The 12,747-nt window shown below is 41.5% G+C and carries 13 protein-coding genes; 6 read left to right on the top strand and 7 right to left on the bottom strand.

The window, feature by feature from the left end; translation table 11 throughout:
* The 6 genes from cysD to LBYS_RS08950 all read left to right on the top strand — a co-directional run bounded on the left by cysD (position 1) and on the right by LBYS_RS08950 (position 7,397).
* Positions 1-891, top strand: a complete 891-nt coding sequence (gene cysD, locus LBYS_RS08925; RefSeq protein WP_041823545.1) for a sulfate adenylyltransferase subunit CysD — start codon at positions 1-3, stop codon at positions 889-891.
* A 230-nt stretch (positions 892-1,121) separates the two neighbouring features.
* The gene (locus LBYS_RS08930) at positions 1,122-2,369 is read left to right on the top strand and encodes a sulfate adenylyltransferase subunit 1 (RefSeq protein WP_013408551.1); all 1,248 of its coding nucleotides are present in this window, start codon (positions 1,122-1,124) and stop codon (positions 2,367-2,369) included.
* 100 nt (positions 2,370-2,469) lie between these two features.
* Positions 2,470-3,798: a sensor histidine kinase gene (locus tag LBYS_RS08935; protein ID WP_013408552.1), complete on the top strand. Its 1,329-nt coding sequence runs from the start codon at positions 2,470-2,472 to the stop codon at positions 3,796-3,798.
* A gap of 1 nt (position 3,799) precedes the next feature.
* Entirely contained in the window at positions 3,800-4,168 is a 369-nt protein-coding gene (locus LBYS_RS08940; protein ID WP_013408553.1) for a response regulator, read from the top strand.
* Positions 4,159-5,205, top strand: coding sequence for an adenylate/guanylate cyclase domain-containing response regulator (locus LBYS_RS08945; protein WP_041823547.1), 1,047 nt, complete (start codon positions 4,159-4,161; stop codon positions 5,203-5,205). The genes LBYS_RS08940 and LBYS_RS08945 overlap by 10 nt, the downstream gene beginning before the upstream one ends.
* Positions 5,206-5,300: 95 nt before the next feature.
* The gene (locus LBYS_RS08950) at positions 5,301-7,397 is read left to right on the top strand and encodes a c-type cytochrome (RefSeq protein ID WP_013408555.1); all 2,097 of its coding nucleotides are present in this window, start codon (positions 5,301-5,303) and stop codon (positions 7,395-7,397) included.
* Between the two features lie 102 nt (positions 7,398-7,499).
* Here the strand turns inward: LBYS_RS08950 and ltrA are convergent, their stop codons facing one another.
* The 7 genes from ltrA to ykgO form a co-directional block, all read right to left on the bottom strand.
* Positions 7,500-8,873 (bottom strand): group II intron reverse transcriptase/maturase, encoded by a 1,374-nt coding sequence (gene ltrA / locus LBYS_RS08955; protein ID WP_013406875.1) that lies wholly within the window; start codon positions 8,871-8,873, stop codon positions 7,500-7,502.
* Between the two features lie 540 nt (positions 8,874-9,413).
* Positions 9,414-9,938 (bottom strand): 50S ribosomal protein L17, encoded by a 525-nt coding sequence (gene rplQ / locus LBYS_RS08960; protein WP_013408557.1) that lies wholly within the window; start codon positions 9,936-9,938, stop codon positions 9,414-9,416.
* Positions 9,939-10,028: 90 nt separating this feature from the next.
* The gene (locus LBYS_RS08965; protein ID WP_013408558.1) at positions 10,029-11,018 is read right to left on the bottom strand and encodes a DNA-directed RNA polymerase subunit alpha; all 990 of its coding nucleotides are present in this window, start codon (positions 11,016-11,018) and stop codon (positions 10,029-10,031) included.
* Positions 11,019-11,120: 102 nt separating this feature from the next.
* Positions 11,121-11,726 carry a 30S ribosomal protein S4 gene (gene rpsD / locus LBYS_RS08970; RefSeq protein ID WP_013408559.1) on the bottom strand — a complete coding sequence of 202 codons (606 nt, stop codon included), beginning with the start codon at positions 11,724-11,726 and terminating at the stop codon, positions 11,121-11,123.
* A gap of 63 nt (positions 11,727-11,789) precedes the next feature.
* A complete protein-coding gene (gene rpsK, locus LBYS_RS08975) occupies positions 11,790-12,185 on the bottom strand; it encodes a 30S ribosomal protein S11 (RefSeq protein ID WP_013408560.1) in 396 nt (131 codons plus the stop codon).
* Between the two features lie 64 nt (positions 12,186-12,249).
* Positions 12,250-12,624, bottom strand: coding sequence for a 30S ribosomal protein S13 (gene rpsM, locus LBYS_RS08980; protein WP_013408561.1), 375 nt, complete (start codon positions 12,622-12,624; stop codon positions 12,250-12,252).
* 6 nt (positions 12,625-12,630) lie between these two features.
* On the bottom strand, positions 12,631-12,747 hold the full coding sequence (gene ykgO / locus LBYS_RS08985; RefSeq protein ID WP_013408562.1) for a type B 50S ribosomal protein L36: 117 nt from the start codon (positions 12,745-12,747) through the stop codon (positions 12,631-12,633).

The following is a 12,747-nucleotide window of genomic DNA, read 5'->3' on the forward strand; positions in this document are numbered from 1 at the left end:
ATGGATTATTTAGATCAACTAGAAGCGGAGGCCATCTACATATTGAGGGAAGTAGCGGGACAATTCGAAAAGCCTGCCTTGCTCTTCTCAGGTGGAAAAGACTCCATTACCTTAGTTCATTTAGCAAAGAAAGCTTTTAGACCGGGGAAATTCCCCTTCCCTTTGGTACATATTGATACGGGTCACAATTTCCCTGAGACCATAGAATTCAGGGATTGGCTGATAGATCAGCTTGGCGAAAAGCTCATTGTAGGCTACGTGCAAGAGAGTATTGATCAAGGGCGAGTAGTGGAACAAAAAGGTAAAAACGCCAGTAGAAATGCTTTACAAACGGTTACTCTACTGGATACCATAGAAAAATATGGTTTCGACGCCTGTATAGGTGGTGCCAGAAGAGACGAGGAAAAAGCCAGAGCCAAAGAAAGGATCTTCTCCGTGAGAGATGAGTTTGGACAATGGGATCCTAAAAGGCAAAGGCCGGAACTTTGGAACATATTTAATGGAAGAATCCATAAGGGAGAAAATGTCAGAGTCTTCCCTATATCTAACTGGACAGAACTGGACGTTTGGAACTATATAAAAAGAGAGAATATAGCCTTACCCTCTATCTACTTTTCTCATGAAAGAGAGGTAGTGCTTCGCAATGGTCAATGGATGGCAGCGGCTCCTTTCTTACACATTGACGAGGAAGATATCACTGCGTATAAATCCGTTAGATTCCGAACCGTTGGAGATATGACGTGTACGGCAGCAGTAGATAGCGTAGCAGTAGAATTAGACGATATCATTTCGGAAATCAAAGCCTCCACTGTCTCCGAACGCGGTGCTAGAATGGACGACAAAGTATCCGAAGCCGCCATGGAAGAAAGAAAGAAACAAGGCTATTTTTAATAACAAAAGGTTATTATAATGATAATAAATATTTATTAAAATATTCTCAATTATCAAATAGTAACTAAACTGAGAGCTATTAGAAATTAAATAATATTGATCAACTAATTCCGAAACTATTAAATATTAGTTATCAAATACTTATGATTCCTAAACTATTAGTTATTAAATATTAGTTATTCTCCTTCCAAAACTATTAAATACTTGAATTTAATTATTATATATTCCGAATGCAATTACTGAAATTCATAACCGCCGGTTCCGTAGATGATGGTAAAAGCACCTTGATCGGCCGATTACTGTATGATACAAACTCCATCTTAGACGACCAATTGGAGGCGATCAAAAATGCCAACCGAAAAAACGACGATGGCACAGTAGACCTGGCCATTCTTACTGACGGTCTAAAAGCGGAAAGAGAGCAAGGAATCACCATTGATGTAGCATATAAGTACTTCCAAACGGAGAAGAGGAAGTTTATAGTAGCGGATGCACCAGGACATATTCAATACACTAGAAATATGGTGACAGGTGCTTCTAACTCAGATTTGATCATTATCCTGATTGATGCTAGAAAAGGAGTTATAGAACAGACCAAAAGGCATTCTTTTTTGGCAGCATTGCTGTCCCTGAAACAGGTTCTGGTATGCGTAAATAAGATGGACATGGTAGAGTTCTCTGAAGAGGTTTACTCTAATATCAAAGAGGAATATCTTACTTTAGGTCAAAAACTGGGCTTGAAAAATATAGATTTTATACCGGTATCTGCTTTGAAGGGAGATAACATTGTGAATACTTCCCACAGGATGCCCTGGTATACGGGTCCCTCCTTATTGGATTATCTAGAAAACATTCAATGGGAAGAACAGGATGAAAATAAACCTTGGAGATTCCCTGTACAGTGGGTTATCCGTCCTCAAACTGAAGATCTTCCGGATTACAGGGGATATGCCGGTAGAGTGATAGGCCATGGCTTAAAGCTTGGCGAAGAGGTTCTGGTTTTACCTAGTGGGGTACGATCAAAGATTGCCAAAATAGAATGGAATGAGTCCTCACTTGAACAAGCAGAAGACGGTCAATCTGTGGTCTTGCATTTGACGGATGATATTGACATTTCCAGAGGAGATTTCTTAGTACAGGCTACTCAACCTGCAGAAGCACTGCGGAACCTTGAAGGAGACGTGGCCTGGTTTGATCAGAGGCCTCTGGATACTGCACAGATTTATTTGCTTCAAAATCACTCTAAACTTACCAAAATCAAGGTATCTGAAGTAGAATACAAATACGATATCAATACACAGGAGAGAATCTTTGGGGAAGATCTCCACCTAAATGACATTGGTAAAATTCGGATCAAAGCTGCAGAAGAAGTGGTATTTGATAAAAGAGATGAATATCCTCAAAACTCCAGGGCTATACTGATTGATCCAAGAACAAATCTCACAGTAGGAGCTCTCATCCTAACTGGAGAAGCATAATTAAGCGCCCAGGACCTGATCCGGGCGCATATTTCCCCTAAATTATGATAGGTAGCATGCTGTTTTTCGCGTATGTTTGTACGTGATTTAACCTTATCCCATGCTGAATTTCATCATTTGCTACTTCGCACTGGAATTTATCCGGAAGAACATCAATACTTCTTGGTTTTATCCTCAATATCCGGATCTGCTCAAAGTGGTTCAGATGGGAGTTGTTCCCGGCCTCTTAATCCAGGAACTCATCTTCCCCGACAGGTTTAACTTTGTTCCTCAACTGGGGTGGATTTTTGTGATCTTCATGATCATCTATGTGCTGTACCACTCTAAGGAAAATTTGTTGGCCGGTAGTTTATTGAAGGCAGGATTACCTTACGCTATAGTCATTGCCTTTATTTACATCATCAAATACACTATGCCTTCTCTGTATAAAACAAATGATGAGTATGCAGAGTTTGTCAGACTCATCTCAATAGTTTGGCTGTTTGCTTTCGGTTTGAGTGCCAGAAATCAAATCAAGAACATCAATAAAGAGAAGGAACTAAAGGAGAAGATCTTATTAGAAAATGAAGTTTTAGAGAAATTAGTGCAGGAAAGGACAACGGAGATTTTGCAACAAAAAACACAGTTGGAAAACACCCTTGAAGAACTGCGTCAAACCCAGAATCAATTGATTCAGCAGGAGAAATTAGCTTCATTAGGGGAACTTACAGCGGGTATTGCACACGAAATCCAGAACCCATTAAACTTTGTAAATAATTTCTCAGAAGTCAGCACGGAACTATTACAGGAGCTAAAAGAAGAACTGACAGAGGTCCCGGAAATAGCCCAGGAAATCCTTGATGATTTGAATCAAAACCTGGAAAAGATCTCCTATCATGGTAAAAGAGCCAGTGGTATAGTACGTAACATGCTGGAGCATTCTCGGGCAAGTACAGGTGAACGGCAGTCGGTCAACCTCAATGCCTTAGCTGAAGAGTACTTAAAATTGAGTTTTCATGGTCTTAGGGCCAAGGATAAATCCTTCAATTCTGATTTTAAACTAATTCCTGATGAGAGTCTGCCTGAAATTCAAGTCATTCCTCAGGACTTAGGACGAGTACTTCTCAATCTATGCAATAATGCATTTTATGCTGTACAAAAGAGAGCAGCTGAGGGGCAATCGGGCTATAAACCATTAGTAACGGTGAGCGTAGAGAAAGTTAAAAACAAGGCAAAGATTACAGTAAGCGACAATGGAATGGGAATACCGGAGGATGTGATATCTAAGATATTCCAACCTTTCTTTACCACCAAACCTACAGGACAAGGAACTGGATTGGGCTTGTCTTTGAGTTATGATATCATAACAAAGGGACACGGAGGAGAAATTATCGTAAATTCAAAAGAAGGAGAAGGAACCCAATTCATAATCACCTTACCTTTACAATAAAATGCATATATTGGTAGTAGATGACGAAAAGGATGTGAAAGACCTTTTCTTACAGAAGTTTAGAAAGGAAATCAGACAAGGAGTTGTGAGCTTTGAATTTGCGTTCTCTGGTGAAGAAGCATTGGTCTACCTAGAAGGCCAAAATCCTGAATCAGTGCTTATCCTCTCTGACATCAACATGCCGGGCATGAGCGGTTTGGATTTACTGCAACACATTCGGAAAGAACATCCTCAAACTCCACCTGAAATCCTGATGATTACAGCTTACGGAGATGAGGAAAATAGAAATAAGGCTTTACAATGGGGAGCTAATGACTTTTTAACTAAGCCCCTTGATTTTAATGCATTAAAAGGCAAACTATTGAAATGAAGATTCTGGTAGTAGATGATGAAACGGATTTGCAGATCTTAATCAAACAGAAGTTCCGAAAACAGATCAGGGAAAACAAGTATGAATTTGTATTTGCAGAAAATGGACGACAGGCATTAGAAATCCTGGATGAGCAGCAAGACATCGCCTTAGTGCTTAGTGACATCAACATGCCTGAAATGGACGGATTGACCTTATTAATCAAGATCAATGAATGCAATCCTTTAGTTAAAGTAGTGATGGTTTCTGCTTATGGTGACATGGACAATATCCGTATAGCCATGAATAGAGGAGCTTTCGACTTCGTATGCAAACCGGTGAACTTCGATGACCTCGAGATCACCATGGAGAAGACCATAAAGCACATTGAACAACTGAAGCAAACCCTTACTGCTATCCGGGAGAATAATATACTCCGCATGTACGTGGATGATTCCGTATTGAAATTCATGTCAAGGCAGGAATTTGAAAATTCCATCATCTCCAGTGAAATCATCTCTGGTACGGCGGTCTTCATGGACATTTGCGGCTTCACCGCCATCTCTGAAAAAGAGAAGCCGGATGTGGTGGTTAAACTCATCAATAAATACTTTGACATCATGGTCAAAGAGATCATCGCACATCATGGTACAGTGGATAAGTTTATGGGCGATGCCATTATGGCCATCTTCAAAGGGGAATATCATCTGGACAGGGCCATTGAAGCAGCATTAAAGGTGAGAGAAGAGATCCAAAAGATTTCAGAGCCCTTAGAAGGCAAACCGGATTTCGTGCCTCAACTGGCCACAGGAATCAAGAGTGGAGAGATGGTATCCGGAAATATTGGCTCCGTTACGTTGAAGCGACTAGACTATACGGTGATCGGCGATACCGTAAACACGGCACAAAGACTTCAAACGGCAGCTAAGCCCGGACAGATCCTCCTGGCAGAAGATGATTACGAAAAGATCAAAGAATCCTTCAACTGCCAAGAAGTAGGCGCTATTACGGTGAAAAACAAAGAGAAAGAAATCCGCGCTTTTGAGGTGCTGGGGTGACAAAGATCCCTAGATGCCATACTTTGAGTAGCTAGCTTACCTTTGGTGAGGGTATTCCCATTTTTATCTACATTTGGAGAATATTCAACCTTAACATGAAAACCTTACTAAAAATCACTCTACTCTTTTCCGTTTTGGCAAGCTGCCAAGCGGAAAAGGAAGATGAATGGAGAGAATATCTAGGTGGCCCAGACAGAAACCATTATTCCTCTTTGGATCAGATTAACCCGGAAAACGTTAAGAACCTGCAAGTGGCCTGGGAATATCATACCCTTGATACCGGCCAAATCCAGTGTAACCCTATCATCGTGAATGGGAAAATGTACGGTGTGACCGCATCTAACGGACTTTTCGCCATCAACGCTGAAACCGGAGAAGAACTTTGGAAATTCTGGGGAGGTAAAGAGAAATCCTTCTTCAATACTAACAGAGGAGTAACCTATTGGGAAGATAAAAAATCAGGTGAACCGGCACGTATACTTTACTGTTTCGGGGAATGGCTTTACGCAGTTAACGCTGAAACGGGTGAAAAGATCAGCAGCTTTGGAGATGATGGGAAAGTCAGCCTGAAATCAGGACTTGGAGATAATGCAAAGGATAAATTCGTTATTTCAACTACCCCTGGAACCTTGTTTGAAGATAAGATCATCATGCCATTACGAGTTTCAGAAGGAGCAGATGCCGCACCCGGTTATATCCAGGCCTTCAATGTCATTACGGGTAATCTAGACTGGGTATTCCATACCATCCCTCATCCAGGCGAGTTTGGATATGATACCTGGCCAAAAGATGCTTATAGAAATGAAGAAATAGGAGCTGCGAATAACTGGTCAGGTATGGCCATTGACCGGAAAAGAGGCCTACTATTCGTCCCTACAGGATCAGCAGGCTTTGATTTTTATGGAGGAAACAGAGAAGGGGAAAATCTTTTTGCCAACTGCCTTATAGCCTTAGACGCAAAAACAGGCCAAAGGAAGTGGCATTTCCAAACCGTTCATCATGACCTATGGGACAGAGACCTGCCTGCACCTCCTAACCTTTTGACCATTCGAAAAGATGGAAAGAAAATTGATGTGGTAGCGCAGGTAACAAAGTCCGGGTTTGTCTTCGTCTTTGAGAGAGAGACTGGCAAGCCCATCTTCCCTATTGAAGAAAGACCAGTACCCAAATCCGTACTACCGGAAGAAAAGGCATGGCCTACCCAACCCTACCCTACTCTTCCCGCTCCCTTTGCCAGACAACATATCACAGAGAATGATCTGAACAACTTCTCAAGTGATCATGACAGCCTGCTTACCTTATATAAAAATGCTTACAAAGGACACTATATACCCTTAAGCAAAACCCCTACTATCCTCTTCCCGGGAGCAGATGGTGGGGCAGAATGGGGAGGCGCTGCAGTAGACAAGGAAGGGGTAATGTATGTCAATTCCAATGAAATGGCCTGGATATTTAGCCTCTCAGAAAACCCTAAAGAAGATGAATTAACTCTCCTAAGTCCAGGTGAAAAAGCTTACAGCACCTACTGTTCAGTGTGTCATGGCAAAGAACTAAAAGGAAATCCCGGAAGTGGATTCCCTTCCCTCTTAGGCATAAAAGAAAGGATGGAAAAACAGGATATCCTCAAAATCATCACCAATGGTAAAGGTATGATGCCAGGATTTAATAGTGTTTCTGCTTCTGAAAAAGAAGCCATCATTGCCTTTATCCAAGGTGAAGAGAAGAAAGAACCTATGGGAAATACTACTGGGAATAAGAAGGTATATGTACCTTATAAATTCAATGGTTATACCAAATTCCTGAACAAGGACGGTTACCCTGCCATTAGTCCCCCGTGGGGAACCTTAACGGCTATTGACCTCAATACTGGCCAACATAAATGGCAAATACCCTTAGGTGAATTCAAAGAGTTAACGCAGAAAGGAATTCCCATTACAGGCACTGAGAACTATGGGGGGCCATTGGTTACTAAAAGTGGATTACTCTTTATTGCTGCCACTAAAGACGGTAAGTTCCGTGCCTTCAATAAGGAAAACGGAAAAATGATCAGGGAAACAGAACTCCCCGCTGCCGGTTTTGCTACTCCAGCTACATATCAAATCAAGGGTAAACAGTATATCGTAATTGCTGCGGGAGGTACTAAATTGGGCACCAAAAAGGGCGATAGCTACGTAGCATACGCTTTGCCATAGAACCCTAAAATATCAGGCTATAATCGAGTAGGAAGATAGGGATTATTTCCCTATCTGTCCTCTCACACCACCCGGCATACGGATCCGTACCAAGGCGGTTTGTTAGAATAACGTCGTTTGATGCGTTGTTCTCCAGTAATAGTAGTCTGCAAATCCTTCGTAGCCTAGTTTAGTAAAGTATGAGTTTGTTAGCGTTGTTTGAACGATAGGGCTTGTCCCTGTCCGAGTATAGGATTTACGGGTGTTCGCATGTTGGTAGGCAAGCCAGCGTTTGGCTCCCAGTTTCATTAAGTTCCGAATTCGATTACCTGCGGTCTTCCATTGCTTCCAAAGCAGAACACGCAAGCGTCTTCGCACTAGTTCATCTAGTGTTACCATCACCTTCTTATTCGTTGCTATACGAAAGTAATCCACCCAGCCGTGAATAATTTGCCGTAGTTTAGTCAGTCGCTCATGCATAGGAGTAGCTGTATTACGTCGAGTATTTTGACGTAACTTCTCTCGGATTCGTTCGATACTCTTTGCAGAGATACGAATCTGCCAATCTCCTTGAGTTTTGAAGAAACTAAAGCCGAGTAAACTACTTTGGGAAGGTTTGCTTACCTTACTCTTTTCACGGTTCACTTTCAGTTTTAGTGTAGATTCGATGTAACTGGTGATGTTGCGCATAATACGAGTGGCGGATTTATTGCTCTTCGCGTAGATACTACAGTCATCCGCATAACGTACAAATCGATGTCCACGGGAGCTGAGTTCCGTATCCAGTTCGTTCAGGATGATGTTTGACAAAAGTGGACTTAAAGGACTGCCCTGTGGTGTGCCCTTGGTTCGCTTTTGTTCAAGACCATGATCCATAATCCCACAACGAAGGTATTTCCCGATCAGCGCTAGGACTCGACGATCCGTAATCTTCTTGCTCAAAAGATGCATCAGTATGTCGTGGTTCACTTGATCGAAGAATTGTTCCAAATCAAGTTCAACGACCCACGTGTAGCCCAAGTTCAGATACTCTTGCGCTTTAATGACGGCCTGATGAGCATTACGATTCGGACGGAAGCCGTAGCTGTTATCGTGAAAATCACCCTCATACTTTAACCCAAGCCATTGGGAAATGCTTTGCTGAATAACACGGTCGATGACCGTTGGGATACCCAGCATACGCTTGCCGCCACTTGCTTTGGGAATCTCTACTTTCCGAACAGCTTGTGGGCGGTAAGTGCCAGAGAGAATATCCGATCGCAGGGATTGCCAGTGCGTGTTAAGGTAGTCACGAAGATTATCGATCTGCATACCATCAACTCCGCTAGCACCTCCATTAGAGATGACACGATCAACTGCGTGTTTGACATTTCGGATGTGTAATATCTCTTCCAACATAGTATTACTAAAAAAAACCTCAGGCATTGTGTCCACTTCGTTGCACGACTCAGCTAAGCTCCTCTTGCATTTTACTATCAGTTTCCGACCTACCCTCATGCAAGCAGTTCTCTTATGTGGTTCGGCTTTTAACACTTCGTCATAAACTTCATGGTTCCTTTGCCATTCTAACATTCAGACCTTCCCCTGTATAAAGTAGAGAAACAGGGTACTATGTCCTCTGCTGACTTCTGACTAAAGCATACTAGCATTATTATTCTGCTATATGTTTCTTCGCGGGCATTCGCGTATACCTTTGACAGAGTTTAGTCAGATCTCCCCAGGTAAGAACAATAACTTTCACCTCATATATCCGCTACATTTACCATAGTGTTTCCGTACAGTTTAGGGCTTTGGCTTGTTTTGCAGCCTCACCCAACACTTGCGGCCTTGTATGTAGTTTCTGTTCGTCGGATCGAGGTTTTGCCTCAGACTTCCTTCAGATTCCACCTCACGGTGGACACCCTTGTCATAAGCTAACACTTCCCACTGTAAAGGCGTGTTCGGGACTTACACCCTAGAGTTATTGCACATGCTGGGCACACAAACAAGAATCCCCGAACTTTCATTCGGGGATTCTTTAAAAGACCTTCTGTCAAATTATGCTTTAGTCTCTTCTTCAGAAGCATCAGCAGCAGGTGCTTCTTCCACCGCAGGAGCTGCTTCAGGAGCAGACTCAGCAGTAGCTTCAGCTTTCTTGCTCTTACCTCTTCTAGAACGTTTAGCTTTAGTTTCTGTAGTTTCAGAAGCTGCAGATAATAGGTTCTCGTTGAAGTCAACTAATTCGATCAATGCCATTTCAGCATTGTCACCTTGTCTTTGGCCTAATTTGATGATGCGGGTATAACCACCGTTTCTTTCAGCAATCTTTACAGCGATAGCTCCAAAAAGCTCTTTGATAGCTTCTTTATCTTGAAGGTAAGAGAACACCACCCTTCTTGAGTGAGTAGTATCGTTTTTACCTTTAGTCAAAAGAGGCTCAACATACTTTCTTAAAGCTTTAGCTTTAGCAACAGTTGTTTCAATTCTTTTGGCTTTGATCAAAGAAACCGCCATATTAGCCATAAGGGCGTCTCTGTGTGATTTTGTTCTTCCGAGGTGGTTAATTCTTTTACCGTGTCTCATAATTTTGATTTTCGTAAGTAACGGTTAAGAAGTACATCGCAGTAATTACTTCCCACCTATTACGATTTTACATATAATTTAATTCTGCGATTAATCTTCGTCAAGCTTATACTTGGAAACATCCATACCGAAGTGCAACTGCTTATCAGCGATAAGTTGTTCCAATTCAGTTAAAGATTTCTTACCAAAGTTTCTAAACTTCATCATGTCTGCTACTTCAAGACGAGCAAGATCACCTAGAGTACGGATATCAGCAGATTTTAGACAGTTGTATGCCCTTACTGAAAGATCCAAGTCTTGCAATGGAGTCTTAAGAAGTTTACGCATGTGTAAGAATTCTTCATCCACCATGTTATCTTCTTCATCACTCTTAGAATCGAACACCATGTTCTCATCTGTGAACTTCAAGAAGTGTTGGATCAAGATATGAGAAGCTTCTTGTAAAGCTTTCTCAGGATGGATAGAACCGTCAGTTTTGATCTCCAAAAGGAGTTTCTCATAGTCAGTTCTTTGTTCCACACGCGTATTCTCAATGCTATACTTCACATTTTTGATGGGTGTATAGATAGAGTCTATCGCGATAAACCCGATAGGAAGGTCAGCGGTTTTTTGTTCCTCACTTGGAACATAACCTCTACCTTTGTCTACGATGATCTCAAACTCTAGTTCTTTTTTAGAATCCAGACGAGCGATCACCAAATCAGGGTTAAGAATTTCAAAGGAAGAAGTATACTTACCGATATCACCGGCAGTAATTTCTGTTTGGTTCTTAACTTTAACTGTGATTTTATTATCTACATAGTCTGCGATCTTTTTGAATCTAACTTGCTTAAGATTCAAAACTATCTCAGTAACATCATCTACAACACCTTCAATCGCAGAAAACTCATGAAGCACACCCGGGAATCTCACGGATGTAATCGCATAACCCTCTAATGAAGACAACAAGATACGACGCAGCGCATTGCCTATGGTCACTCCGTAGCCTCTTTCCAGCGGCTTGAATTCGAAAAAACCATGAAAGTCGTCAGCTTTCTCCATTACGACTTTGTCGGGCATTTGAAATGCTAAAATTGACATACTGTGCTGTTTTGTTTTCGTTAACGAAATAAGTTTGGGATTATCCCAAATAGTATTTTCCACCTCCGTGGAAAACCACAGAGGTGGAAAATTATATAAAAATTATTTGTTGTACAATTCGACAACCGCTTGTACATTGAACTGCTCAGGAATTTGCTCTAAATCGGGGTAGTTAATAAAGAGTCCTGTTAGTTCTGCGTTGTCAAATTCCAACCATCCGTACTTCTTAGCAGCGTTAAGGCTGGTAGCAGTAGTAATCGTATCCAGCGCTTTAGATTTCTCACGAACGGCCACTTTTTGTCCTGGTTTAACCAGAATAGACGGAATATTACTTACTTCGCCATCAAGGAGGATATGTTTGTGAGTAACTAACTGGCGAGCCGCTCTACGTGTAGGGGCAATACCTAGTCTGTAAACGATGTTATCCAATCTGGATTCACAAAGTTTGATCAGGTTTTCACCGGTTTGACCTTCTTTAACACCAGCAAGGTGGAAGATTCTCGCAAACTGACGCTCAAGAACACCGTATGTATATTTGATCTTTTGCTTTTCTAACAACTGAAGGGCATAGTCAGATTTTTTACCTCTTCTGCCTCTTCCGTGTTGACCCGGAGGATATGCCTTCTTAGCTAATGCTTTGCTCGGCCCTAAAACTGCCTCGCCGAACTTTCTTGAAATCTTGGATTTCGGACCTGTATATCTTGCCATTTTATTTTATTATTCAAATCGTTAGCCCCAATGTCCAAACTAACATTTGTATGTTTTATATGATTAAACTCTTCTTCTCTTTGGAGGTCTACAACCGTTGTGAGGCATAGGAGTAACATCAAAGATGTTCACTACATCGATACCTACGCTCTGTACTGTTCTCATTGCTGATTCTCTACCAGAACCAGGACCTTTCACAAAGATGTCTGCTTTACGCATACCTAGATCGTAAGCTACTTGACAACAGTTTTGAGCTGCCATCTGCGCTGCGTACGGAGTATTTTTCTTAGAACCTCTGAAGCCCATTTTACCGGCAGAAGCCCATGAAATTACTTGTCCTGTACTGTTTGTCACCGAAATGATGATGTTGTTGAAAGAAGCCTTAATATGAACCTGTCCATAAGGTTCTACAACTACTATGCGCTTTTTAGCTTTATCTTTTCTTTTAGCTTGTGCCATTATATTAGAAAATGAAAAATTAAGGCAGGAAAGCAAAATGCCCTCCCCTGATCTTGATTATTTATTATTTGGTAGCTTTCTTCTTGTTAGCTATCGTCTTACGCTTACCTTTACGAGTACGCGAGTTGTTCTTAGTTTTTTGACCTCTTAAAGGAAGACCTTTTCTGTGTCTTAAACCACGGTAACAACCGATGTCCATCAGACGCTTAATGCTCAATTGAACTTCAGAGCGAAGAGCACCTTCTACTTTGAATTCGTTGCTAATGATGGCACGGATAGCGTTCGCTTCGTCATCAGACCATTCGCCCGCTTTCTTGTCCACTGATACATTTGCTTGGCTAAGAATATGCTTAGCTGTGCTACGACCTATACCGTAAATATAGGTAAGAGAGATTTCTCCTCTCTTTTTGTCTGGAATATCTACCCCTGAGATCCTCATAAAATATTAACCTTGTCTTTGTTTAAACTTAGGATTTTTCTTATTGATAACGTAAATTTTACCTTTGCGTCTGATCACTTTGCAGTCTTCACTACGCTTTTTAACTGATGCTTTAACTTTCAT

The organism is Leadbetterella byssophila DSM 17132, assembly GCF_000166395.1.
Classification (GTDB): Bacteria; Bacteroidota; Bacteroidia; order Cytophagales; family Spirosomataceae; genus Leadbetterella; species Leadbetterella byssophila.

Excerpts from the sequence above, each read along its gene's own strand:
- cysD (WP_041823545.1), top strand. The coding sequence starts at position 1 with ATGGATTATTTAGATCAACTAGAAGCGGAGGCCATCTACATATTGAGG.
- LBYS_RS08930 (WP_013408551.1), top strand. The coding sequence starts at position 1,122 with ATGCAATTACTGAAATTCATAACCGCCGGTTCCGTAGATGATGGTAAA.
- LBYS_RS08935 (WP_013408552.1), top strand. The coding sequence starts at position 2,470 with ATGCTGAATTTCATCATTTGCTACTTCGCACTGGAATTTATCCGGAAG.
- LBYS_RS08940 (WP_013408553.1), top strand. The coding sequence starts at position 3,800 with ATGCATATATTGGTAGTAGATGACGAAAAGGATGTGAAAGACCTTTTC.
- LBYS_RS08950 (WP_013408555.1), top strand. The coding sequence starts at position 5,301 with ATGAAAACCTTACTAAAAATCACTCTACTCTTTTCCGTTTTGGCAAGC.
- ltrA (WP_013406875.1), bottom strand. The coding sequence starts at position 8,873 with ATGAGGGTAGGTCGGAAACTGATAGTAAAATGCAAGAGGAGCTTAGCT.
- rplQ (WP_013408557.1), bottom strand. The coding sequence starts at position 9,938 with ATGAGACACGGTAAAAGAATTAACCACCTCGGAAGAACAAAATCACAC.
- LBYS_RS08965 (WP_013408558.1), bottom strand. The coding sequence starts at position 11,018 with ATGTCAATTTTAGCATTTCAAATGCCCGACAAAGTCGTAATGGAGAAA.
- rpsD (WP_013408559.1), bottom strand. The coding sequence starts at position 11,726 with ATGGCAAGATATACAGGTCCGAAATCCAAGATTTCAAGAAAGTTCGGC.
- rpsK (WP_013408560.1), bottom strand. The coding sequence starts at position 12,185 with ATGGCACAAGCTAAAAGAAAAGATAAAGCTAAAAAGCGCATAGTAGTT.
- rpsM (WP_013408561.1), bottom strand. The coding sequence starts at position 12,624 with ATGAGGATCTCAGGGGTAGATATTCCAGACAAAAAGAGAGGAGAAATC.
- ykgO (WP_013408562.1), bottom strand. The coding sequence starts at position 12,747 with ATGAAAGTTAAAGCATCAGTTAAAAAGCGTAGTGAAGACTGCAAAGTG.